The following is a 24257-nucleotide window of genomic DNA, read 5'->3' as shown; positions in this document are numbered from 1 at the left end:
GCTTGGGAGGGAGTCAATTGCCAATCACACCAGACTATGAACAGCGAGTCTACGCTGGTGTTTTAGGAAAGATTATCGGTGTCTACCTCGGTCGACCCTTTGAAGGATGGACCTACGAACAGATTATGTCGCAGCTGGGGGAAATCAATTACTATGTGCACGACCGACTGGGCAAACCCTTGATTGTTACCGACGACGACATTTCCGGTACCTTTACCTTTCTCAGAGCTTTACCCGATTACGGAAATACCAAGGACATCACGCCGCAGCAGATTGCCCAAACTTGGCTCAACTACCTCATCGAAAACCGGACCATCCTGTGGTGGGGTGGGCTGGGTAATTCCACGGAACACACCGCCTACCTTCGCCTCAAACAGGGCATTCCCGCACCCCAAAGCGGTTCCCGGGAGCTGAACGGGAAGGTAGTCTCCGAGCAGATTGGGGCCCAGATCTTCATCGATGGGTGGGGAATGGTTTGCCCCGGCGATCCAGAACTGGCGGCAGACTTTGCCCGACGGGCGGGATCCGTCAGCCACGACGGTGAAGCCATCTACGGGGCCCAGGTAATCGCTGCCATGGAGGCCTAGGCCTTCGTGGAATCGGACCTTGACAGGCTAATCGATACCGCGGTGGCTCTGATTCCCAAGGATTCCATAATCTACCGGATGATCGCTGATATCAGGGAGTGGCGGGAGCGGGAATCCGATTGGCGCAAAGCCCGGGAACTCCTAGCCGCAGAATACGGCTACGACAAATACGGGGGAAATTGCCACATTGTACCTAACCACGGCCTAATTATCCTCAGTCTACTGTATAGCGAAGACAGCTTCCAAAAATCTCAGATGATTGTCAACACGGCCGGTTGGGATACCGACTGCAACGCCGCCAATGTGGGCTGTATCATGGGCATCAAGAACGGACTGGAGGGCATCGATGCCGGAGCGGATTTCCGAACCCCGGTGGCCGATCGCCTGTATATCCCCACCGCCGATGGCGGCCGAGCAATTTCCGATGCCGTGATTGAAACTTATCACATCGTCAACATCGGCCGAGCTTTGGCTGGGTTGGACCCGGTGGCTCCAAAGGATGGTGCCCGCTTCCACTTCAATCTGCCGGGCGCAGTGCAAGGGTTTGTGCCCGAGGATAGCAGCGAGGTTCAGGGAACCACCAAAGTCTATAACGTCGAGGGATACAGCCGCGAGGGAACCCGCAGTTTAGCCATCGAATACAATCATGTTGCCCCCGGTAGACCTGCCCGGGCAGCCACGGCAACCTTCGTACCTGAATCAGCCATCGAGATGCCCGGTTACCAGCTCTTGGCCTCACCGACTCTCTATCCCAGTCAGCAGGTTAAAGCCCGCATCGTCGCCGATGAGCAGATTACTGGAGAGGCCACCTGTCAGTTGTATATTAGAGTGTACAATGACCAGGATCGGCTCACACCGGTCTATGGTCCCGCGGTGCATCTTATCCCCGGGGTGGAGCATGAATTCCAGTGGACCATCCCCGATACCGGCGGGTACCCAATTGCGGAAATCGGGGTTGAGGTCAGCTCCACGAGCCGAGCCGATGGCCGCATTTATTTAGACTATTTCACCTGGGGTAACACTCCCACTACGGTGTTCCGTCGGCCGGACGCCGGAGGTAAGATGTGGCTCAGGGCCTGGGTCAATGGGGTGTCCGAGGTCTACACCGGGGCAGACATGTACCGCCTAATCCAGAACGAAGGCACCGGTCTTCTGATCCAAGGGATGCGCGAGTGGACCGACTACCAAGTTACCACCAAGGTCACTCCCCATCTTGCCAAGTCTGCGGGCATTGCCGTCAGGGTCCAGGGGATGAAACGCTATTACGCCCTGCTTTTGACCACGGAGGGCAAGATTCAGTTAGTCAAGGCCCTTGATGACACCACCGTCCTGGCATCCCAGGACCTTGCTTGGGAGTACGGGCAAACCTATGAGCTATCTCTAGAAGTGGTCGGCAATCGGCTCCGGGGCTGGGTAGCGGGAGAGCTGGTCTTTACCTATGAAGACACCGACGGTCCCTTGACGGAGGGCGCGATCGCCCTGGTCTGTGAAGAGGGTCGAGTCGCGGTGGATTCTGTGGCCCTCACCGCCGTTGAAGCCTAACGGCTAGAGACATACTTCTGGCCTAAAATCCAACAAGCCACTGACTTTGGGTCAGTGGCTTGCTATTTCTACTATTCCTTCACCGCAGCCACCTGGGCCATCGCCAAGTCCGCCGCGGGTACATCATCGGGAGTATATGTATCCACCATTTTCTGGAGTAAATCCCTAATGGACTGTCCATCGCCGGATTCGGCCGTCTGGACCAACCGCTCCAGCATAAACCTAAGCTGGTCAAAATCACAGGGCGAAAGGATCGCGGTAAAGATCTTTTCATGCTGAGTGGCATTGGTATTTTCCTCATCGGCCAGCAGTTCTTCATACAGCTTCTCCCCTGGCCTTAACCCCACATACTGAATCTCGATATCCCGACCGGGTTCCAAGCCCGAGAACCGGATCAGGTCCTCGGCCAACTGCTTGATCTTCACCGGCTCGCCCATGTCCAGTACCATCACTTGCCCTCCCCGTCCCAAATGTCCTGCCTGAAGGACCAACTGACAGGCCTCGGGGATGGTCATGAAGTATCGAGTCATCTCTGGATGGGTGACGGTAACGGGCCCACCTTCGGCGATTTGACGTTTGAACAGCGGCACTACGGAGCCGGCGCTGCCGAGAACGTTGCCGAATCTCACCGCGACGAACTCCGTGCTGCTGGTCTCATTGATGGATTGAATCACCATCTCCGCCAGGCGTTTGGTGGCTCCCATCACATTGGTGGGATTAACGGCCTTATCCGTTGAGATAAGAACAAACTTCTCCGCCTGATACCGGGAAGCTGCCTCGGCCACAATCTTGGTGCCAAAGACATTGTTCTTGATGGCCTCACCGGGATTGTACTCCATCATCGGCACATGCTTATGGGCCGCGGCATGGAAGACCACATGGGGCTGCACCTGCTTAAATACCCCATCAATCCGCCGGGCGTCTTGAATACTGGCGATCACGGGGTAGAATTGGAGATTAGGCCTAGTTTTTCGCAGCTCCAACTCAATGTGATACAGATTGTTCTCCGAATGATCGAGAATGACCAGAAGCTGGGGATCGAATTTGGCAATCTGCCGACAGAGCTCCGAGCCGATGCTCCCGCCCCCACCGGTGACAATAATCCGCTTGCCAGAGAGGAACTGGCGAATTCCTCCGGTGTCCAGGCGAATGGGATCTCGATGCAGCAAGTCCTCGATCTGGGCCTCCCGCAGCTGGCCAATGGTAGCTTTGCCGTCGACCAACTCATAAAGCCCAGGCAGGACCTTGATCTTCACTCCGGTGTCTTGACACAGGTTAACCACCCGTCGAATCGCTGCACCGGGAGCGGAAGGCATGGCAATGATCACTTCCGAGATGTTCCTTTGGGTAATCAGCTGAGGTAGGCTGGTGGTATCGGCTACCACCTTGACCCCATAGACCACTTTATTTAGCTTACCGGGATCATCGTCGACGATGGCTTGTACGGAAATACCTAATTCAGGATGACGATTGAGTTCCTTCATAATCATGGCCCCGGCATCGCCGGCTCCCACCAGAATCGCTCGCTTTTTGCCCTTCCGAGCCCTCCAGGCCCGAAAACGCTCCACCACCCCAATCTTAAGCGCCAATCTTGCTCCACCGAGCAGGAAGCCCGTCAGCAGAATCTGAAAGGCAATCACACTGCGGGGAACGATTAGGGAGCGGTGGATAAAATGAATGAGGGTAAGGGTACCCGCGGAACCAAAGAAAATCGAAGTCCCCAGAAATAACATTTCCCTAATACTGGCATATCTCCAGACCTTGTCATACATCCGAAAAACAACAAAGGATGCTAAGTAAGCCATCGATGTCAAGAGAAAAAGAAACGGCATCTCATCGGTAAAAACCCCCGGGATTCTGCCCTCAAAACGCAGCCAAAATCCTAGATACAGGGCCATGTTAACCACCAGCACATCGTAGACAGCTAACAGGACATTAATCCGGGTCAGAGCCAATCAAATCACTCCAAAAACATGCTGGGCCACGCCCCTGTGGCCCAGCACAGTGATATTTGCGCTATAGTTTGTATTCTTCTGTCTGTTCCCTGTGTCCTGCCTTGATCCCGGCAAAGTCTTAGATTAGCCTTCGGCTATCCTTAGCAGGAGCGCAGCCACACCCTCATCTCTCCTGGTTCGCGGTGATCCCAGGCGTAGTAGGGAATGGCCTTGATGGTAACGGGGACCCTTTTTTCCGCCGTATCGGACTTGGCGCGATACAAGGTCCCTTCCCAATCTCCATCATCAACTGCGAAGGCCTCGGCGGAGACGGTGACCACACCGCCCAGAAGGTCCGGTTCAAACTTAACCGCAAATTCAGTGTCAGTGGGTACCACTATCCGATGCAAGGGCACAGGATTGTCAACGGCCTCCAGGCAATACACCACCGGGCCCCGTTGGATGGCTACGACCCCCGCATTGGCTGCCACCGCGGGGTGGGACTCCACCAATTCCACAGGCATTGGCAAGTACAGTTCCACCACATCACCGGGCCACCAGAGGCGGTGAATCTTGACATACCCCGACTCAAGGGTCTTATGATGGTCCCAAATTCGGCCCCTTACCCTAACCTGCGCCGACCGAGCCCAACTGGGGATCCGCAGCGCCAGGGTGAATTCCGCCGCTCGCTCCGGAGCAACCACAAGCTTGATATCACCATCCCAAGGGTAATTAGACCTTTGCGACAACTTGACATTGAGGTCGCCAACCCTTACGTTACCTTCCCCTGCAACATACAAGTTCACATAGGCTGTATCCGCGGATTCGGAATAAATATATCCGCCAATAGAAGCAATCAGGCGGGATATATTCGGCGGACAGCAGGCGCAGCCAAACCAACTTTGCCGATGGTGATTTCCTTTACTGGCCAAGGGATTTACATAGAAGAATTTCTCTCCATCCAGGGAGATACCACTGATGGAACCATTATAGAGGGCCCGTTCCATTTCGTCAGCGTACCTGCCGTCGCCATCGATATGAAGCAGGCGGTGGTTCCAGAAAATCAGGCCCACGGCCGCGCAGGTTTCAGCATAGGCGGTCTCGTTGGGAAGATCGTAGTCAACGGTAAAGCCCTCGTTGTCTCGGGAGGGCCCGATTCCTCCAGTAATGTACATCCGCCGCCGGCAAACATTCTCCCACAACCGGCGACTGGCCTCAATCAGGGCTTCATCGCCGGTCTCAATCCCCACATCCACCATGGCGCAGTACATGTACATCGCCCGAACGGCATGCCCGGTAACTTCCCTTTGTTCTCTGACGGGAAGGTGATCCTGACAATAGCGGCTGTCGAAGGTGTCCCCTTGACAGAAGAAGTGGCGGTTGAGCCTAGCGTCTTCTTCCGACAGATGGGCCAACTCCCTTTCAAAGACTGAGGGCTTTTGTCCCCGCTGATAGAGGAAAAACATACTCAGGGCCAAGTACCGCTCGTTGCCGGTAACCCGATACAGCTTAACCAGAGCCAATTCGATTTCCTGATGTCCCGGGGCCCCATCGCGTTTTCCGGGACCAAAGACGGAGTCGATGTAATCCGCGTACCTACACATCGCATCCAACAGGGTTCGCTTTCCCGTTGCCTCATAGTGGGCCACTGCCGCCTCGATTAGATGTCCGGCACAGTACAGCTCATGCCACATCCCCAGGTTCTTCCACCGCTTTTCCGGCTCCACCACGGTGAAATAGACGTTGAGATATCCATCTGGCTGCTGGGCCGAGACGATCTTGGCGATTACCTCGTCCAGCAGTGCTTCCAGCTTGGGATCGGGATGGGTGACCAGGGAGTAGCTTGCGGCTTCAATCCACTTGGCTACATCGGAGTCCCAGAAATAATGGGGCATCGGTTCCATGCCTGGTTGCCAATTTAGGTCAAAGGCATCGATTCGGCCTGTTTGCTTACACTCCTGATACTGATGGGGAATCGTCCGCTCCCGATTTACCGTCATCCGGGGTTTCCAAAAGCTGTCCTCCACGGTTACCTGTGAAAAGGATACAGCCTGCATCTTCGTCTTGATGTCCTGTCGACTCATGGTTTTCCCTCCATTGCTTAATCCCGCTTAATCCAAGGAAACTCCGTAATCCGCAGATGGGTCGATCCATAGGGGATAAGGACCAACTCTTCCATCGGCTCCTGGGAAATCACAGGACTGGGAGGAGGCGGTGCGGCGGAGTTTTTCTCCATTCCCCACTCCTTAACCCTCCGCCCCGGCACCTTGAGACTCACGGGAGCTCCCTCCGGAGAAAAGGGCATATCCCCAAGACTGCGGCTCTCTACCTTAACGGCGGCCTCGGGATCGGCGATGTCTATCTCTAGTCCATAGTTCCAGGCTGTGGTGGGATGCACTTCCCAGTCACCGTGGGGAGGAACCCCGCCGATCAACTTCCACTCCTCACCGATTGCCAGGGAGAAGACTAAGGGGCCCCGCTTTAGGGCCACCGCCCCCTGGTAACGCTCTTCAATACGGGTGGCCATAGGCAAGGTCAAGGTGACACTGTCACCGGGATGCCACTCCTGCTCCAGAGTAACGAAGGTCCCGGCCTCGGGGTTTACAGTCTCTCCGTTAGGCAGTCGGATCTCAGCCCCACTAGCCCAAGCGGGAATCCGCAGGACCAAGGGGAAGGTCACGGGATGCTCCCCCTCGATACGAAACATCAGAGTATCATCAAAGGGATAGTCCGTTACTTCATGAATCGTTACCTTCTCACCCGAAGGCAAACGAGTGGTAACCACCGATGGGCCATAGGCTACTGCCGCCAAGCCGCCGAAGGAGGTTGCCATCCACAGACTGGAGACAAACTTGGGCCACCCCTGATGCATGTTAGCGGTACAGCACCCGAAGTTGGGCTCCAGTCCGAAGATATTGGCATCGGGACCGTTGCTCCAATCCCTTTCCGCCACGTTACAGATCACCTGATTGGCCTGCTGATCATACTGGTGGGCCCACATATCGGGGGTAAAGGTAGCCGGCAGAGCGTTATAGGTAATGGATTCTAAACGGTCTGCCAAGAGGGGATCTCCCAGCACCGAAAGCGCATACTCCAAAGAAAACATGTACTCCACTACGGCACACAGTTCCGTTCCTTGAGAGGGGCTGCGACCGGCGAAGTGCTCATCTCCGGAAAACAACCCAGTAACTTGCCCGTGGTATCCATCGAGATTTTCTAACGCGCTGTACAATCCATCTTTGGCAGTTGGGTCTCCGGTCTGCCGATACCACACCACCGGGGCCTTAATCCCCATGGCATTGTTCACCACATGGGTTTCCAGGGTGCGCTGATCAATAGGTTGCTTACCGGTGTATCGAAAGTTAGTAAAATGATCCAACCAGTCGTACCCCTGCTCCCTGACGAGATGGGCTAAGTTCAAGAGCCATTCTTCTCCGGTTTTCTCGTACAACCAGTGGATTGACAGCACCAAATCGGCCCACCGAAACTTACCCCAGGACACCAAAGGAGTGCCCGGTAGGTTGGCCTCCAAGTACCGAAAGAACTTGGTCATCACGTCAAGAACCCGTTGATCCTGGCTCACTTCGTAGTACTGGGTCAGGACCTTACAGACCACGAAAATCGGCCAGGGGTCCCGCTCCGGTTGCCTGGGATCCTCAGCCCGAACGGGCCCGATCCAACCGTTTTCCTCTTGGTAAGTGAGGAAGACTTCGATCCATTTTTGGGCTTTTCGCTGCAAAATTCCGTTATCAATTAAGTAGGCTAAGGGCAATAGCCCATCGAGGTAATAGGGGCCTCGCTCCCAGCCATCTTTGTTTCCGCCCAGCCACTTGTTATTAGGGCCAAGATCCTCCCAAAACTCATCAATATGACCGGTCAGCCCATCGGCTTGAATCTCCAGCTGCCGCTTCAACCAGCCCTGGGGTTTGACCGTTCCTAGGGGTAGGGGCCGAAAACGCCGGTCCTGCAATTTGTTCGCCATACTACGACCTCCGGTTGTCTCTATTTTTCTCATGAAATCCCCTATGATAACCCTTAACCAATTTCGGTATTGTGCAATTCCTTCCAGTCTCTGGCAAAGATTCGTGATACCGCTTTCCTTCCCCTTTGGCGCGGTGGGGACTGCCCAGCGGTATCCATTTTCGCTACTTCTGGACAAAAAAGAAGATCCCTGGTAGAACAAGGATCTTGGCCTATGGTGGTGATCAATTGATTTACTGCAGTCGATTCAGAAACCAAGCGGTGTGCAGGTCCTCATCGATCAGGTTCTCGACTAGGACCGAGGTGACGGGGTGAGCTGGATCCAAGGCATTAATGGCCGAGCGGTAATCTTCCATGGCCCTCTGCTCCAGCTCAATGTTCATGCGCAGCAGCTTGTCCACAGAAATTGCCCCTGAGATGACTCCCAAAATACGGCCAGTAATGGGGCCGATGACTTCACTGGCCTTAGCCGGGGCCTCACCCAACTTCTCAATCTCTTTCTTTATCCGCTGGACATGGCTTTGCTCAATACTTGCCAGATGCCGGAACACCTGCTTGAGATAGGGATCGGTTACCGCCTCACTTTGCAAGGTATACATCCGGACCTGGCTCAACTCCAAACCATAGAAAAACTGCAGTCTGCTGACTAAATCCTGTGTATCCACTGCTCTTCCCCCAAAGCTGCCTATCCTTCTGTCTTAGCATATCCCCCTTTGCCCCAAGCTACACCCAAGAGACCAGCCGTTGGGGGAATTGTCAACGGGAGTATCGAGGTTTCAGCCCAAGATACTCCCGTCCCAAAGCTTTTAGTCAGCGAAAATGATCTGGATTTCCCCTAGTCCCTGGGGCACCAGGTTATATGTGTCCTGCCAGTTGTTCCGATCGGAGAAGGTCTCCGGTCCGGCGATGAACTTCATCTCGACAAAGTGCAGGGGATCCGTCAAGTTTCGCAGGCTGTTGACGGCCACCAGCCGGATCTGATTTTCCCCCGTCTCCAACCAGGGGGTGATCTCCAACTGGTAGGGCGGATAGGCAATCTGACCGACCCGAGTACCGTTGACATAGACCGCGACGCAGTTGGTTTGTACCCCTGCCAGCTGGATAAACACCGAAGAGTCCCCTCGCCAGCCCAAGGTATTGGTATACTCCATTCTACCGGCGTAGAAGGGATATCCTTGACTGACCCAGTCCCCTAGCTGTAGGGCTCTATTGGAGAAGTCCGCGACATTCGGAGTGCCTATGGCCCTTTGCTCCACGGCGAAGCCTCCGATGAGGTAGCTGTTTTCCAGCTCCCAGTCCTCAGCAAAGGTAGTGGTGAGAACAACGGTATTGACTCCTTCGATGAGGTTCGCGGTGATATCTACGGTACTAAAGGCGGCATCGAGCCAAGTGCCGTCGATATCACTGGCGGAGTGACCGTTGACCGAGATGGCATACCGTTCCGCGGACTCCACCACCAGTTTAACTGGTGCCTGATTAGCCGCGAGATCCTTTACTTCAAAGAAGAACCGCACCTGAATGGGATCGTCTGCGGTAATCAAGCGGCGGGCTTGGCGAATCCGCCAAGGCTGTACATCGCGATTATGCAGCGAAGTGTCCAGGCCATAGTGAGTCCGAATTCGGCAATAGGCGTCCCATACGGGAATAGCTTCGCTCCATTGGCCCTGCCCAATCCGGTACTGACAGTAATCGAGCACCAGGGGATTGACGTCTAAGGGCTTGATCCTCCAGGGTCCCAGCACCTCCGGTCGGGAATCCAGCACCGGATACCGATTGATGGGCTGGGCACCTCCATCGAGCAGCTCCTCCACCCCGTCACCAAAGATCAGAAGGTAGGAGTCACCCTGGAGGAATCTCAGGTCTAGTTCCGTACCCTGCTCAGTGACAACCCGATCCACTGGGCAGAAGCACCCTCGGTGTAGGTCCAAGGCTACCGCCGGACCCTTGTGATCAATGATCACGTGGGCTTTCTGGCAATCCTTCTCACCGACATTGGTTAAGAAGACCACCAAGCGATCATCTATCCAGCGCACCTGGGAATAAATCCTCGCCTGGGGACCGTCTCCATTGGAGGATTCAACCTGCTGAACCGTTACCGGCCGGTGGGTATTGGCCAACAAAAGCTCCTCTAACTCCGGCCAATCCTTGGCCCTAAGAGACTTGGCGATAATGTTTTCCAGAACCGGTCCATCCTCAGGATTGACGGCCTCGGGGGCTGACCCCAGAATCAAGAGGGTGCCTCCCGTCTCGACATACTGATTAAGTAGAGCAATGGTGGTGGAAGCCAATACCATCTGGGAGGGAATCACTACGCACTTGTAACTTGCCTGACCGATTTGCAGCTGGCCATCGGCTGCAGCACCCAGAGTTTCCATCATCGTCTCATCGGCTAGGTCGTAGTCCCAGTTGGCTTCCGTCAAATCCTTACACAGATCTTCAAAGCTGCGGGCGATGTCCTGTTGGCCAAAGCCCTCTACCCAGAACACCGTGGTGGGATACAGGACGGCGATGTTGGCGACGAAGTCACCCTCTGACAAAACCTGACACACCCGGGCGAGATAGTCCGCCAAGGGCTTGTATTCAGCCGACCAGGGCTGATGCTCTCCCCAGGAGGGTGGATAATCCCGTTTGCGCAAACCTCGGATAGAATAATGATACAGGTGGGGGTTAATCAAGTTGACTCCCAGGGCCATTTGCCAGTCAGCCATGATCTTGTGGTCCAAGAAGTTCATGTCAGACATCGCACCGCCATAGGTCTCCGATAACACCCGTGGCTTACCCATCTGATGGGCGACACTGGAGGCTAACTTAATCATCTGTACATTACCCATCTGATGCTGGATCTCGTTGCCCGGCAGCTTTCCGCAGTACTGACGGCTGCCAAGTAAATCTACCCCCGGCACATCGAGGTACATCAAGGGCGCCATGAAGGATCCAGCCTTATGGAAGTAGGGGAATTCATGCTCCCAGTAATGTCCCGTCCACTGTAAGTTGTTCTCCCGGCACCAGCGAGCGATGGGCTCACACCAGGTTGCCAGGAACAGCTCCGTAGCCGTTTTCCAAAAATCGTATCGGACCTGGCGGGCGTCCTCGGTATCGATGACTAGGGCAACTAGCTTCTCCAATAGATCGTATCCCCGCCGATTGCGAAACTCTACGGGAAAGGCCTTAGTCCAAGGCCAAGTGGAAGTGTCGGGACCTAGCCGCTGACTAAACATTTGCGGCTCATCGGTAAAGACTCCGGGAATTCGGCCGCCGAACTGGTCGGCAAAACGTTCTTTATAAGGCTCCAGCCCCTGCTTGATAAAGGACTGGACCGCGTCGGGATTCAAGGTATCTAGATAGGTAAACCCGTTATACCATCCCGAGGGAGCAGTAAGGGTCCAATAGAAGGTCAGACACCGCTCGCCCTCCTGCAACTCTTCCGTAGGACACAGCCGGCGCGCGGTGAATTTACCCTGCTCATCTTGACTTACGGCAAAGCGAGCCACCACCGTCCCCGGAACCGCCGGAATATCTTCACTTTCCAGGCACAGCAAATGCTTGGCACCAAATTCCACGGGATTGGGCTCTAAGGCCAGACCACCGGCGGTGCCACTGGGATACCGGTCCTCGTCATATAACCAGGCATCCATCCCCAGCTTCTCCGCTTCATCCACCGCAGCTTCCACAGCAGCCATCCATTCCTCTGACAGGTATGCCGTATCCAGTCCCTGCCGAGAGTGCATAAAGAACCCACCGAGCCCAATGCGATGCATATGGCGCACCTGCTCCCGCACCCGCTCTGGGTCCAGCCGATCATTCCACGCCCAGAAGGGTAGCGGTCGATAGGAAGCTCCGGGATGGGTCCATTTCTCCTTGTCCAAGGTCAAAACCCCCTTATAAGTAAAATGTTTACACCAGACCACCGTACTATTTCACTGTTAAGTTACATAGCGGTGACAATATTCCTCTTAAGGGACAAAATCCTCACCCCTAGAGGCGAGGATTTAACAATAACTTGCTATGGCGTTGACACCTATCCTGGGCCTGTGTCCGCCCTCATCCTTTCCTCATCCTTTAACTTTGGCGATGCTCCCTTTGAGGAATGACTCCTTGCTCATCAAGGGCAGAGTTACTTCAATTCATCGGGATGTCGCTCGGCCAGCTCAGGAATTGCCCATTCCCTTCCTGTCCTTTTCAGATGCTCGATATATCCCTTTAGTTGGCCCCTGGCATGGTAAGGACCGCCTTCCCTCATCACCGTCCACAGAGGATCCTCTTGTCCCGGCATCGAGGCCATCATCTGATCATGCCATGCGTAAAGGAGCCGAACCGCTTCATTACAGATCTCTGGGTGTTTGGCCGCTAGATTTTCCTGCTGGTGGGGATCGGTAGCTAGATTAAAGAGCATTTCCTTGGGAAAGAGATGATAGCCATCATGATAGGTGCGGATATACAGCCAGGAGTCAAACAACACACTGCGTTGACAGACATGGGCGCACTGACTGAGGATCAGCTCCGAGCGCCCACAACTTTTACCGGACATAAAGGCCGGTGCATAGGACTGGCCGTCATAGCAATCGCTGGGGGGAATATCAAAAATGTCGCATAGGGTGGGAAGCAGATCTAAATTGTAGTGGTAGTCGGTGTCCACGTGTCCCCGTTGGGCTCCAGGCCACTTAATGATCATCGGGATGCGACAGGTGGCGGCATCGGCGGTGGCATGCTCTCCGTAGATTCCCAGTTCCCCCATGTTCTCGCCATGATCGGAAGTGACGATAATCGCGGTATCCTCAAGGACGCCTTGTTCTTCGAGAAAATCTAGAATGCGACCGACGTGGGTATCTAAGTATCGGATCCCACAGTCATAGCCGTCGATCATCTTCCTTAAGCCGTCCATGTCAGTGATTTTGCCGGGATGACGGGGATACTTTGGGTCCTCCCTGTCGTCGTACATTGCGATCTCTAGGGGCTTATGGGGTCCAACCATTTTCAGGTGTGCCTGCAGAACCTCTTCCGTTAACCACTCCGGTAAGGGCTCGTCGGCAAAGGGGTTTCCGAAGTCTTCTGGTGCCCGATAGGGTGTATGGGCATCCCAGTAGTTGATGTGCAAGAACCAATTGTCTTCCTTGGCGTTATCCTGTAACCACTTCATCACTGTAGGGGTAACCTCTTCAGCAGACTCCATCCCGCCCTTGCCGGGATTGTACATTTCGTTGAAGCCGGCATAAAACCACCAGGCGGCGTGCCGCTCCGCAAAGGGACTGATAGAAACCGTCCGAAAGCCAGCCCTCCGAAGAACCGCAGGGAGATTTTCAAAGGACATTCGATCTCTGAAGTCTCGGGATTCTCCCTCTATCCGCATGTCAGCTGTGGTACCACCATGCCCCACAACTCCAGTATGGATACCATGTCTGCCGGTCATCAAGGCGGCCCGGGAAGGCAAACAGGGCGCGTCGGAGCAAAAATAGTTAGTAAACCTTGTTCCCTCAGCGGCAATCCGGTCAATGTTAGGCGATGTGTTGCGATGGTACCCGTAACACCCTAAGTGATCGGGACGCAGGGTATCCAGATCAAGAAACAGGATCCTCATTCTTCCCACTCTCCTTAGAAGGATTAGCGAAGGTGAAGGTTGTGCCACAATGCCTTAACACCTAGAACACAACAAAACCTATCCACGTAGTTGGTTCTGAGCAGACGGTTCCTGGACAATTGCCAAACTCCTCCCAATTGACGGTAAATTCCACACAGAAAAAATCCTCCCCCGCCCGGGAGAGGATTTTCAAAGGAACCTACTGTGGTTTTTACACCTTAGCATCAGATCGCAAACTACTTCACTCGATCGATACACAGCCGACAGGATTGAAACCCTTCATCGAGGGCCTGATCCAGAGTATCCGGCCAGAAATACGCCGTGTAGGCTGCTGGAATGTCGTGGTTCTGGCACCCAGCTCCGGTTCCGCACTTGTGCACTGTCATATTGCGGAGATCACCGACGTATTGTCTTTCGTTTGTTCTGGTCATAGCTAGTCCTTCTTCCTAAATTGTGTTGATCTTTGGAAAACTCCATATATATTAAAGGAATTTGATAGCGAGGAACCAGTGTACTTTTGTGACCAAAGGCACTATTCACTATAACTAATATATCATTTATAGAACCTTTTCACAAGCCGGAAACGCCGATTCCTCGCATCTCACGGGTTCTTCCCCTTTAGGAAGTTGGACTCGCCTGACTATTGGTTAAAGGTAACCGGTGGCATTTGAGACCCCATCGTCGTCCCACCCAGGTTGGTGTCCCCACTGCTTTGATTGGTGAATCCACCTGGAGTGAAGTAATTAGACTGATTGTACTGGGGAGTAAATCCCCCTTGCCCCGAATAGCTACTCTGCCCTCCCACACCCTGGGATTGACCCATGTAGCTAGTTTGTCCCGAACCAAAGTGCCCGCCGTAGTTGGTTTGGCCGAAATTGGTCTGTCCAGAGTATCCGAAGGCCCCTCCGGAACTACCGCCATAGGTAGGGGTGAAACTCTGCGTCATCCCTTGAGTCTGGCCTGCCAGCTGAGTGATCATCTGCCGAAGTTGCCGCAACTCCTCCGCAGCCCGAAGCTCCGCTTGATGGAGTTGCTGAATCATCTGGGCATTGCGATTTTCTGTCTGGGCCAGCTGTTGGAGCATCTGCGCGTTGCGGGTTTCACTTTGCTCCATCCGAGTCATCAGCTGGGTGGCTTGGTTAATTAGTTGCTGTCGATCCATCACATTTTCACCTCTTGCAGGAAATTTAGTTACATGGGTAGGGTGCCTCAATTGTCCCAGATCCATAACTTTTTTCTAAAAAGGAGAAGACCGGCCAAATTCTCTGCTTCGACCGGCCTTCTTCTATATTATTGTGCACCCTAGGTCCGCTGACGGGGTGTGTAGTGAGTGTGGAGCAGCTGATGGGACTTCTCCCCCAAGGGGCTGCCTAAGAACTCTGCATAAAGAGCCTTCACCGCAGGGTTTTCATGGGACTTACGCAGGGGCAATCCCCGGTCTTCCTCATAGATGGCGGCAATTCGTTTCTCTTTGATTTCTGAGTTGCTGGGAATCGGCTGTCCACCGCCCCCGATGCATCCACCGGGGCAGGACATGATTTCCACAAAGTGATAATCGGCTTTGCCGGAGCCGATGGCCTCCATTAGGGTTCTGGCATTGGCTAAGCCATGGGCTACCGCCACTTTAATCTCCAGCTCCGTGCTTTGCCCATTCTCACCGGCCATGGCAGCCTCGGCCACCGGCAGTTTTACCGCGGCCTCTTTGATTCCCTCCAGACCCCGCACTGCAGTAAACTCCAGATCTTCTAATTCCGTTCCCGTTACCAGTTCGTAGACAGTCCGCAGTGCCGCCTCCATTACCCCACCGGTAGCACCAAAGATGGCCCCGGCTCCGGTGGAAATACCCAGGGGTTCATCGTAGTCTTCATCGGGCAGCGTTGCCAGGTCTATCCCAGCTTCCCGCAGCATCCTGGCCAACTCCCGGGTGGTCAAAACCACATCCACGTCGGGATAGCCGCTGGCGCTCATCTCCGGACGATTGGCCTCAAACTTCTTGGCGGTACAGGGCATGATGGAGACTACGAAGATGTCCTTGGGATCGATACCACTCTTTTCAGCGTAGTAGGTCTTGGCCAGGGCGCCAAACATCTGCTGGGGTGATTTGCAGGTGGAGACATGGGCCAAGAGCTCGGGGTAGTAGCTTTCGATGAACTTGATCCATCCCGGACTACAGGAAGTCAACAGCGGCAAAGCTCCCTGATTTCTAATCCGCTCTAGAAGCTCATTGCCTTCTTCGATAATGGTCAAGTCAGCGGTGAAATCGGTATCGAAAACTCGGTCAAAGCCTAACCGCCGCAAAGCCGCGGTCACTTTCTTGGTGACCCGGGTTCCCACGGGCAGGTCAAACTCCTCACCCAGGGAAGCTCGAATCGCCGGTGCCGTCTGAACCACCACATGGAGGTTAGGATCGGCCAAGGCCTCCCATACCTTGGCGGTATCATCCTGCTCATGGAGGGCACCGGTGGGGCAGGCCACCACACACTGCCCGCAGTATACACAGGACAGTTCCTCTAAGGGCAGCCCTGCCGCTGAGGCAACGTAGGTGTCAAAGCCCCGATTCACCGCTTCTAGGATCCCCACACTCTGGGTTTCGTGACAGGCCTCGACGCAGCGGCGGCAGTTAATACACTTGTCCGGTTCCCGGACAATGGCTGGATTGGAGTCATCGCTGGGAAGACCCCGCAGCACCGGTGGGAAGGCAATTTCCCGAACCCCCAAGCGGTGGGCCAAATCCTGCAGTTCGCAGTCTAGGTTCCGATGGCACTGGAGACAATCCTGGGGGTGATGGGCTAGCATCAATTCCAAGATTGTTCGCCGGGCGGTGCGCACCCGAGGGGTATTGGTTCTCACCATCATTCCGTCACTGGCGGGAAAGGCACAGGCAGCCGCTAGACTGCGGATCCCCTCTATCTCCACTACACAGATCCGACACACCGCCTTGACCTGCTGATCGGGATGATGGCACAGGGTAGGGATATCAATCCCGGCAGCCTGAGCTGCCTCAAGGACGGTACTTCCCACGGGAACTGAGACCCTCTTGCCATCGACAGTTACAGTGATATCAGCCACTGGCATTCCCTCCTCTCTATGCTGTGGCGCCCGTCTTGGCATCGGATGCCAGACACTTCTTGTGGACGATATGGGCCTCAAAGTCCTCGGGGAAAAAGCGCATCGCTGTCAGGATGGGGAAGGGTGCTGTCTGCCCCAGCGCACAGAGGCTGCTGTCCTCCATGGTCTGGGCCAGTCGCCGGAAGAGGCGAACATCCGCGCCCGTTGCCCTGCCCTCGGCGACGGCATCGACAAACTCCAGCAAACGTTGGGTACCCTCGCGACAGGGAGTACACTGTCCACAGGATTCATGCCGGAAAAAGCGAGCACAGCTTCGCACCACATCGACGATACAATGGGTGTCATCGATGATGAGCAATGCCCCCGAGCCCAGGGCCGATCCTGCTTCGGCCACGGATTCAATATCCATGGGGACGTCCAAGAAGGCAGCGGACAAAAAGCCGCCGGAGGTGCCCCCGGTCTGGGCCGCCTTGAATTCCCGGCCATCGGGAATTCCACCGCCGATGTCATAGATAATCTCCCGCAGGGTAATTCCCATGGGAACCTCAATTAAGCCTTCATTGACAATATTTCCCGTTAGGGTAAAGACCTTGGTGCCGGGGCATTTCTCCGTACCGATGGAACGATACCATTGGGCTCCCCTTTCCATGATGGGCACGATATTGGCCAAGGTCTCAACGTTATTGACGCAGGTGGGTTTGCCCCACAGGCCTGCGGTAGTGGGATAGGGCGGTTTGAACCGGGGTTCACCCCGCTTGCCCTCCATGGAGTTGATCAATGCCGTTTCTTCACCACAAACATAGGCACCGGCGCCGATACGAACTTCAATATCAAAATCAAAGCCGCTGTCGAAGATGTTTCTCCCTAAGAGTCCCACCTTTCTCGCATGCTCGATACCCTTTCTCAGACGCTGAATGGAAAGACCATACTCACCCCGGGAGTAGATGTATCCCTGGGTAGCTCCGATGGCATAGCCGGCGATAATCATCCCCTCGATGACGGAATGGGGATCACCCTCAAGAATCAGTCGGTCCTTAAAGGTTCCCGGCTCCCCTTCATCGGCGTTGCAAATGAGGTATTTCTGCTGGGCCTCTGCCTGGGCGGTGAAACTCCACTTCAGTCCCGTAGGAAATCCTGCCCCACCTCGACCCCGCAGTCCCGAGTCTTGCACTTCCTTAATTACTTGCTGGGGAGTCAGCGAGGTCAATACTCTACCTAAGACTTCATAGCCACCCCGGGCGATATACTCATCGATGGACTCCGGATCAATCAGGCCACAGTTGCGAAGCACCACCCGTTGTTGTTTACCGTAGAAGTCCGTCTCTGTCAGGGTTTGCACTTCTTGACTGGGATCGGTGCCCCGATACAAGAGCCGGGAAACTACTCTGCCCTTCTTCAGATGGGCATCGACGATTTCCGGAATATCGCTGGGCTGCACCCGACAATAGTGGACGGATTCGGGGTAGACGACCATCATCGGACCCTGTTCACAAAGGCCAAAGCATCCCGTCTCCACCACCTTGATCTCTTGGCTTAGTCCCGCTTCAGCGATGGCATCGACCAGCAGGTCCCGGATGGTCCTCGAGCCCTGCAACGAGCAATTGACGCCTCCACAGACCAAAACGTGACTGCGAAAGAACTGCACCCTACTCCCCCCTCTCCCGGGCTCGGTATTCGGCAATAATCTCGACCACCGATTCTGGAGTCAGGTTCCCATAGACCCGATCATTGATCATGATCGCCGGGGCCACCCCACAGACACCGATACAGCTGGTGTATTCCAAGGTGAACAATCCATCGGAGGTGGTTTCCCCCATTCTGGCACCGGCAGCCGACTCCAAGGCAGCAATCACGGCGTCGCACCCCATCACGTGACAGGGGGCGCTTTCACAAACCCGGATAATGAACTGACCACGAGGCTGGATGGAGTACATGGAGTAGAAGGTGGCTACTCCATGTACTTTGCTCAACGGGATGTCCAGCTCTCTGGCCACTTCCAGCAAAGCTTCTTGGGGCAAGTAGTTAACCTTTGCCTGCACCTCGTGGAGAATGTCTAGTAAGTACTCCGGCTTGCCCCCGTGTCGCTCCACGATCTCCTTTACTTCGGACTTCCAGTCAATGGACTGGGCTGACATGGCCACGGTTGTAACCTCCTCTACCCTACACTGGAGCCATCCTTGGTGGCGACTACGTACTCGCCGATGATCTGACCGTTTACCACATGACTGGCCAGTACCCGGCGCATCTTGTTGCCGTCCATGTGGCCATAGGTAACGGTGGGCATTCCCGGCACCATGACGTCAACTAAGGGCTCCTTGTCACACATGCCGACACACCCCGTTTGGCTGACAATGACGTTGGTTAGATTCCGCTTACTGATTTCATCCATTAAGGCGCTCATTACATCTCGGGCTCCTGCCGCAATCCCACAGGTACCCATTCCCACGACTATCCGTACCTGGCCCAAATCTTCCCGGACACTTACCGAAGCTCTGACTTGATCCCGCAGTTTCTTGAGATCCTCCAATGATTTCATCGGTCGTCCTCCCCTTTGATAGTTTCAAGTCCCCCTTGAAGATACTCCCTCATCCAAGCCAGGACCGAAGGATGGGTCAGAGTATCCACCTCCAACACTGACTTGATCTCCCTAGTGTCCAACACCACCTGCCTGTTCTCGTATTTGTGGATATACAGGATGTCGATCTCGGGATTAAGAGCAACCAAGGAAGTGATGGTGCTTGCCATATCTCCCAAGGGCGCTCGATCAATATGACTGAACTGGAAGGCAGCCTTTACCTGGGTTCCCCGCTCCTCTTGGGACCAGATGTGAAAGAATCCACCACAGGCCTCCGCCGCCGCCTTAAACAGGGGCAGACCCAGACCCACTTTCCGGGTAGTACGGGATGTAGTAAAGGGGTCGGTAACGGTGGCCACCAGCTGCGGCGGCATCCCCTTACCGTTATCGGTGATTTGAATAGTTAACAGGTCTTGAGTGGGACTTTCCTCCACCAAGATTTCCAGTAGTGAGGCTTTGGCGGCGATGGAGTTTTGGGCAATATCTAGAATGTGAAGGGATAGCTCCCGCATCGGTTTGTCACTCACTTATTTTATGTTCTAGACATCGAATCTCTGTCTTACGCCCCTGATTTTGCTGCAGCGCCTTCGCCAGTTCTGCAAAGGTAATTCCTTCAGCCTGCAGCACCGTCACCCAGGGAGTAACCAAATCCTGCAGGTAGTGGGCATCGGAGCCAAATACCCAGCCCTTGGCCTGGGCTAGATGATAGCGGTCCTGGACCGCCGATAGGTTTTCTCCGAGTCCAATCTCCCAACCATCGGGGGCAAAATCCGCCGGAACCAGACCCAGCTGACCAAGCAAGCCGGAGCTGCGCCGCTCCACATGGGCGGCGATAACCAGGGCGCCCTCTGCCTGCATCTGCTCCGTCACCGCGCTCAGGGAATGCGGCAGACCTTGGGACAACAGCTGGGGCTCACTGCCAATGATTCGATCCCTAGAGTCAAAGATCAACTGCTCTCCAAAAACCTCCCGGCGATTCTTAATCGGTGCCAGGCTACTATGGACCCAACGCTGTTGGGCCAGGGCCACCTCCAAACTAGGAAAGATAGTCAGTAGGTGGACTCCCTCCCGGGTCTCCAGCTCCATGCCGGGCAGTACGGTGAGCCCGTACTCCGCTCCCACCTCCTGACATGCCTGGACGTTGCCTACAGAGTGGTGGTCGCAGATCACCAGAAAGTCTCGATTCTCCAGTTTGGCCATCCTGATGATGTTGTTGGGGGTCATGTCCTTGGCAGCGCAGGGGGAAAGCCCTGTGTGCACATGGATATCCCCGACGAAGGTCTTCATTCCTTTACCACGCCCTGAATCCCCAACTGATACAACCGGCCCACCACCTCAAAACAGGGCAAATCGGTACGAAGCAGATTAACGGCATTATCCTTGGCCTTGGCCACCAGATCTGGGTCCGGCTCGATACCTCCGGCGACGATCACCGCGGCTGCTTCCGTCAATACCGCCACCGCGGCCACATTGGCATGGGCCTGATTGGTCACCCAAATCGATCCCTCGCCGGACTTAGCGATGACATCACTAAGTAGGTCGGAAGCATAGCCGCCGGTGACCTCCCGATGGGGATCGATGGTGCTAACTTCGATTAAGGGTAACTCCTCCAGTATTTGCTTCAGTTGCATGGACCTTCACTCCCATCGCCAGTTTTGTGATTAATGACTCCACCCTCCATCGCCGCCGCTGTTTCCGGTGGCATAGAAGATGGCACCTGTTTGATTAAAACCAAGAGCTCCTCCGCTAGTTCCTGAATCCCCTCTTTTAGCTTGAAGATACAGTCGGACTCCGTAGCCAAGCCCTGAGCGATATCCTCGGCCAAAGCGGCACAGCTGGGGGAACCACAGGAGCCGCAGTCTAGTCCCGGTAAAGAGGCACCCACCCGTTCCATCACTGTCATTTTCCTGGCGGCTTGGGTCAAATCTTCATCTAGCTGCATCGCCGGACGGGGTTGGATCTCCCTGGTAAGATGATATAAGCCCTTCCGGTAACGCCGTTGAATCCTATGGAGGTCTTCTTCCTGGGGCCTTTCCCTGATGCGGGAGCGGGATAGTACCCCTTCCAGCTGGGTTTTGGCTAAGGTGGCGTTCACCACCGTCAAGGGTCCTCCTACGCACCCCCCGGGACAGGCCTGAACCTCGAGAAAATCTACTCCGGCAAACTTCCCCATCTCCACATCGGCCAGCACATCCAGGGCTTGATGAATTCCCGATACTGAGACATGGACAAAATCCTGCATGAATTCCTCTTCCCCGCCCTGCCTTGCCCAGGAAAAACCGGCAAAGGAGGCAGTTATTCTTAAGTCGGGATCAATCACCTGCCCCAGGTTTCTCACCAGATGAGGATAAACAACGTTGATGGGAATAACCGCATCGACATAGGCTCCCGGTTGTCCCTCCGGTCCCTTAAGTTCGGTGACTTTAGCAGCACAGGGAGACAAGAACACGGCACCTACTTCCTCCGGAGGTAGGTCATAAAGGCGACAGACCTCCTCTTTGGCCAGCTTGGCCGCCACTTCCACGGGGGATTCCAGTTTGATTAGATTGGGAATTAGTTCGGAGAATCGGACTTGGATCAGCTGCACGATTGCCGGGCAGGATGAGGAAATCAAGGGGCGGAGGCGATGTTCTTCGGCGTATAACCAAGTGGCCACGCTGATTTGATCCGCAGCCTCGGCAACGAGGAACACTTCATCGAAGCCTGCTAGTTTGATTGCCTGGCAGATTTGCTCCACGCTCACGGAGTTTCCTCGAAATTGTCCAAAGAGGGATGGGGCAGGCAAGGCAATAGTCTTGGTGAATTTTTTCAGACAGGACATCTCGTCGGCAACCGCGACTTTGGCATGGTTGGGACAGGTACGAATGCACTCCCCACAATCAATGCACTTCTCGGCCAAAATCACAGCCTTACCGGCTCTGACTCGAATCGCCTCAGTGGGGCAACCCTTGATGCAGTTTGTACAACCTTTGCATCGCTGTCGTTCCAGGGCAACGGAATGGAATAGGGGTAGCATAGCGGCATTCACCCGCTCCTGTGTGAGATGCGAACAAACAGAGCAGTACCCGAAGGGCTGGACTCAATCCGAAACTCATCGGCACTGCGCTTGATATTAGGCAACCCCATGCCGGCACCAAAACCCATCTCCCGCACTTCCTCCGAAGCCGTCGAGTAACCCTCCTGCATAGCCAACGGGATATTCTCTATGCCGGGACCCCGATCGATACATTGGAGAATCACATCGGTGGGGGTGACGGTCAGGGTAATTCCTCCTCCGTGGGAATGGATGACGATGTTCATCTCCGCCTCGTAGGTGACAATGGCCGATCGCCTTACCACCTTGCTATCGATTCCCAACTGCTGCAAAATCCTCTTGATGCGACTAGAGGCTTCTCCGGCACGGACAAAGTCCTGAGCAGCCACGTCAAAGGACTGACTCAGCAACACCTTTTCAGATGGAGGAGGGGATAGGTCCATCGGCTAAACCTCCTCAAGTTGGTAACAACCGGGCAGTCCCACCTGAAACAATAGTCCAGCAGTTTCATACAGCGGATAGTGTGTAGTAAGCAGGGGCAATTTGTTCTGGATAGCCAGCTCAATCACCTCAGGCTCGGGCCTCTTGCCCCGTACAAATACAATTCCGATTAAATCTGCCATCTCTGCAGTGCGAATCACCTGCAGTGAAGCTAAACCGGTTAAGAGGAGAGTATTGGCTTTAGTGTAGGCCAACACATCGCTCATTAGATCACAGCCGCAAACGGAACTGACTTCTACATTTAGATCTAGAGTTGGAGTTAACACTTCAGCGGATATAATTTCGCAAATATCCTTCAGACGCACACTACCACTCCCGGATAGTGAAAAGTATCACAATGGTATGATTCTCAACTTTTGTTTCTGTATCATACGTAAAACTCCTTCCTATGTTTTCCCTCAAGTCATACAATTGCGACTATTCCAGTGGCCGGGAGAAACACTGTCCTAGACCATTGTATGGAAAGGTTCCCCTGTGGTGCATACAGAATAGATCACAGCAAGAGTGTGACATATTGGTGCCCTTGCAGAGTGAAAGGAACTACTGAGAGTGAGGTTGTTGCACTTGAATCAGGTAACTGAACTAATGCCCTATCTACTCTGGCGTGATGGGGCTCCCGGTGCAATGGGGGAAACACCAGAAGATTGTCCAAAACTGACGGGATATCTAGTGGAAAGCCAGGAGCCTACCAGTGGGATCATCGTCATACCGGGAGGAGGCTATCAACGAAGGGCTCCCCATGAAGGAGAACCCATAGCTCGCTGGCTAAATACCCTGGGGATATCGGCCTTTGTGCTCGACTACCGAGTAGCACCTTATCGACATCCCTATCCCCTACTGGATGCTCAGCGGGCAATCCGGACTCTTCGCTGTAAAGCCCAGGATTGGAATCTCGACCCCCATCGGATTGGAATTATTGGTTTCTCCGCCGGGGGACACCTGGCGGCAACGGCGGGAACCCATTATAACAGCGGTGACCCCAACGCTGCCGATCCCGTTGAGCAGCAAAGCTCCAGGCCCGATCTCATGATCCTTTGTTATCCGGTGATTTCCTTCGGTGCTCACCGACATCAGGGCTCGATGTTCAATCTCTTAGGGCCAGAACCTCCCCAGGAATTGATGGAACAGCTGTCCAACGAAAATCACGTGACAGCCGATACACCACCGACCTTCATGTGGCACACCGCGGACGACGCTGTAGTCCCCGTCGCCAATACTCTTATCTTTGCCCAAGAGTTGGCAAAACATAAGATAGATTTTGCCCTACACATTTACCCCAAGGGACCCCATGGGCTGGGACTGGCAGAACACCACCCCGAAGTGGCAACGTGGACAGAGCACTGTGCCGCCTGGCTTGCTTCCTATGGGTTTGGGACAAGGCAATAGCGAAATTCATTAAGAAAAATCAGAAGGGAGAGGTGAAACCCTGCACTTGGGTTTGCCTCTCCCTTACGTATTG

General features: G+C 54.5%; 19 protein-coding genes and 1 pseudogene. 2 read left to right on the top strand and 18 right to left on the bottom strand.

What is annotated here, in order from left to right; translation table 11 throughout:
• The first annotated feature begins 17 nt into the window (after positions 1-17).
• Positions 18-2129 (top strand): annotated as a pseudogene (locus tag GX030_08420) (ADP-ribosylglycohydrolase family protein).
• A 71-nt stretch (positions 2130-2200) separates the two neighbouring features.
• On the opposite strand, the gene GX030_08415 reads toward GX030_08420, so the two are convergent.
• The 18 genes from GX030_08415 to GX030_08330 form a co-directional block, all read right to left on the bottom strand.
• The gene (locus GX030_08415; protein ID NLV92400.1) at positions 2201-4027 is read right to left on the bottom strand and encodes a polysaccharide biosynthesis protein; all 1827 of its coding nucleotides are present in this window, start codon (positions 4025-4027) and stop codon (positions 2201-2203) included.
• 197 nt (positions 4028-4224) lie between these two features.
• Positions 4225-6120 (bottom strand): glycoside hydrolase family 127 protein, encoded by a 1896-nt coding sequence (locus GX030_08410; GenBank protein NLV92399.1) that lies wholly within the window; start codon positions 6118-6120, stop codon positions 4225-4227.
• Between the two features lie 44 nt (positions 6121-6164).
• The gene (locus GX030_08405; GenBank protein ID NLV92398.1) at positions 6165-8045 is read right to left on the bottom strand and encodes a hypothetical protein; all 1881 of its coding nucleotides are present in this window, start codon (positions 8043-8045) and stop codon (positions 6165-6167) included.
• A gap of 232 nt (positions 8046-8277) precedes the next feature.
• A complete protein-coding gene (locus tag GX030_08400; GenBank protein ID NLV92397.1) occupies positions 8278-8709 on the bottom strand; it encodes a ferritin-like domain-containing protein in 432 nt (143 codons plus the stop codon).
• 141 nt (positions 8710-8850) lie between these two features.
• Positions 8851-11910 carry a hypothetical protein gene (locus GX030_08395; GenBank protein NLV92396.1) on the bottom strand — a complete coding sequence of 1020 codons (3060 nt, stop codon included), beginning with the start codon at positions 11908-11910 and terminating at the stop codon, positions 8851-8853.
• A gap of 248 nt (positions 11911-12158) precedes the next feature.
• Positions 12159-13619, bottom strand: coding sequence for a sulfatase-like hydrolase/transferase (locus GX030_08390; protein ID NLV92395.1), 1461 nt, complete (start codon positions 13617-13619; stop codon positions 12159-12161).
• A gap of 236 nt (positions 13620-13855) precedes the next feature.
• A complete protein-coding gene (locus GX030_08385; protein NLV92394.1) occupies positions 13856-14050 on the bottom strand; it encodes a hypothetical protein in 195 nt (64 codons plus the stop codon).
• 209 nt (positions 14051-14259) lie between these two features.
• Positions 14260-14784 (bottom strand): DUF4175 domain-containing protein, encoded by a 525-nt coding sequence (locus GX030_08380; GenBank protein ID NLV92393.1) that lies wholly within the window; start codon positions 14782-14784, stop codon positions 14260-14262.
• Positions 14785-14921: 137 nt separating this feature from the next.
• Positions 14922-16688 carry a 2Fe-2S iron-sulfur cluster binding domain-containing protein gene (locus GX030_08375; GenBank protein NLV92392.1) on the bottom strand — a complete coding sequence of 589 codons (1767 nt, stop codon included), beginning with the start codon at positions 16686-16688 and terminating at the stop codon, positions 14922-14924.
• 16 nt (positions 16689-16704) lie between these two features.
• Positions 16705-18333, bottom strand: coding sequence for an NADH-quinone oxidoreductase subunit NuoF (gene nuoF, locus GX030_08370; protein NLV92391.1), 1629 nt, complete (start codon positions 18331-18333; stop codon positions 16705-16707).
• A 1-nt stretch (position 18334) separates the two neighbouring features.
• On the bottom strand, positions 18335-18823 hold the full coding sequence (gene nuoE / locus GX030_08365; protein NLV92390.1) for an NADH-quinone oxidoreductase subunit NuoE: 489 nt from the start codon (positions 18821-18823) through the stop codon (positions 18335-18337).
• A gap of 20 nt (positions 18824-18843) precedes the next feature.
• Positions 18844-19224 carry a (2Fe-2S) ferredoxin domain-containing protein gene (locus GX030_08360; GenBank protein ID NLV92389.1) on the bottom strand — a complete coding sequence of 127 codons (381 nt, stop codon included), beginning with the start codon at positions 19222-19224 and terminating at the stop codon, positions 18844-18846.
• Positions 19221-19775 carry a sensor histidine kinase gene (locus tag GX030_08355; protein ID NLV92388.1) on the bottom strand — a complete coding sequence of 185 codons (555 nt, stop codon included), beginning with the start codon at positions 19773-19775 and terminating at the stop codon, positions 19221-19223. The genes GX030_08360 and GX030_08355 overlap by 4 nt, the downstream gene beginning before the upstream one ends.
• A 7-nt stretch (positions 19776-19782) precedes the next feature.
• On the bottom strand, positions 19783-20550 hold the full coding sequence (locus GX030_08350; GenBank protein NLV92387.1) for a hypothetical protein: 768 nt from the start codon (positions 20548-20550) through the stop codon (positions 19783-19785).
• Positions 20547-20894: a serine kinase gene (locus GX030_08345; GenBank protein ID NLV92386.1), complete on the bottom strand. Its 348-nt coding sequence runs from the start codon at positions 20892-20894 to the stop codon at positions 20547-20549. The genes GX030_08350 and GX030_08345 overlap by 4 nt, the downstream gene beginning before the upstream one ends.
• Entirely contained in the window at positions 20885-22279 is a 1395-nt protein-coding gene (locus GX030_08340) for a 4Fe-4S dicluster domain-containing protein (protein NLV92385.1), read from the bottom strand. The genes GX030_08345 and GX030_08340 overlap by 10 nt, the downstream gene beginning before the upstream one ends.
• An 8-nt stretch (positions 22280-22287) precedes the next feature.
• A complete protein-coding gene (locus tag GX030_08335; GenBank protein NLV92384.1) occupies positions 22288-22740 on the bottom strand; it encodes an anti-sigma regulatory factor in 453 nt (150 codons plus the stop codon).
• Between the two features lie 3 nt (positions 22741-22743).
• Complete coding sequence (locus GX030_08330; protein NLV92383.1) at positions 22744-23103, bottom strand: hypothetical protein; 360 nt, start codon at positions 23101-23103, stop codon at positions 22744-22746.
• 280 nt (positions 23104-23383) lie between these two features.
• Between GX030_08330 and GX030_08325 the strand changes: the two genes are divergently transcribed.
• Positions 23384-24184: an alpha/beta hydrolase gene (locus GX030_08325; GenBank protein ID NLV92382.1), complete on the top strand. Its 801-nt coding sequence runs from the start codon at positions 23384-23386 to the stop codon at positions 24182-24184.
• Positions 24185-24257: the final 73 nt, after the last annotated feature.

Source organism: Bacillota bacterium (assembly GCA_012727955.1).
GTDB lineage: Bacteria > Bacillota > Limnochordia > DTU087 > JAAYGB01 > JAAYGB01.
The sequence above is the reverse complement of the archived record's forward strand: the minus strand, read 5'-3'. Positions and strand labels throughout refer to the sequence as shown.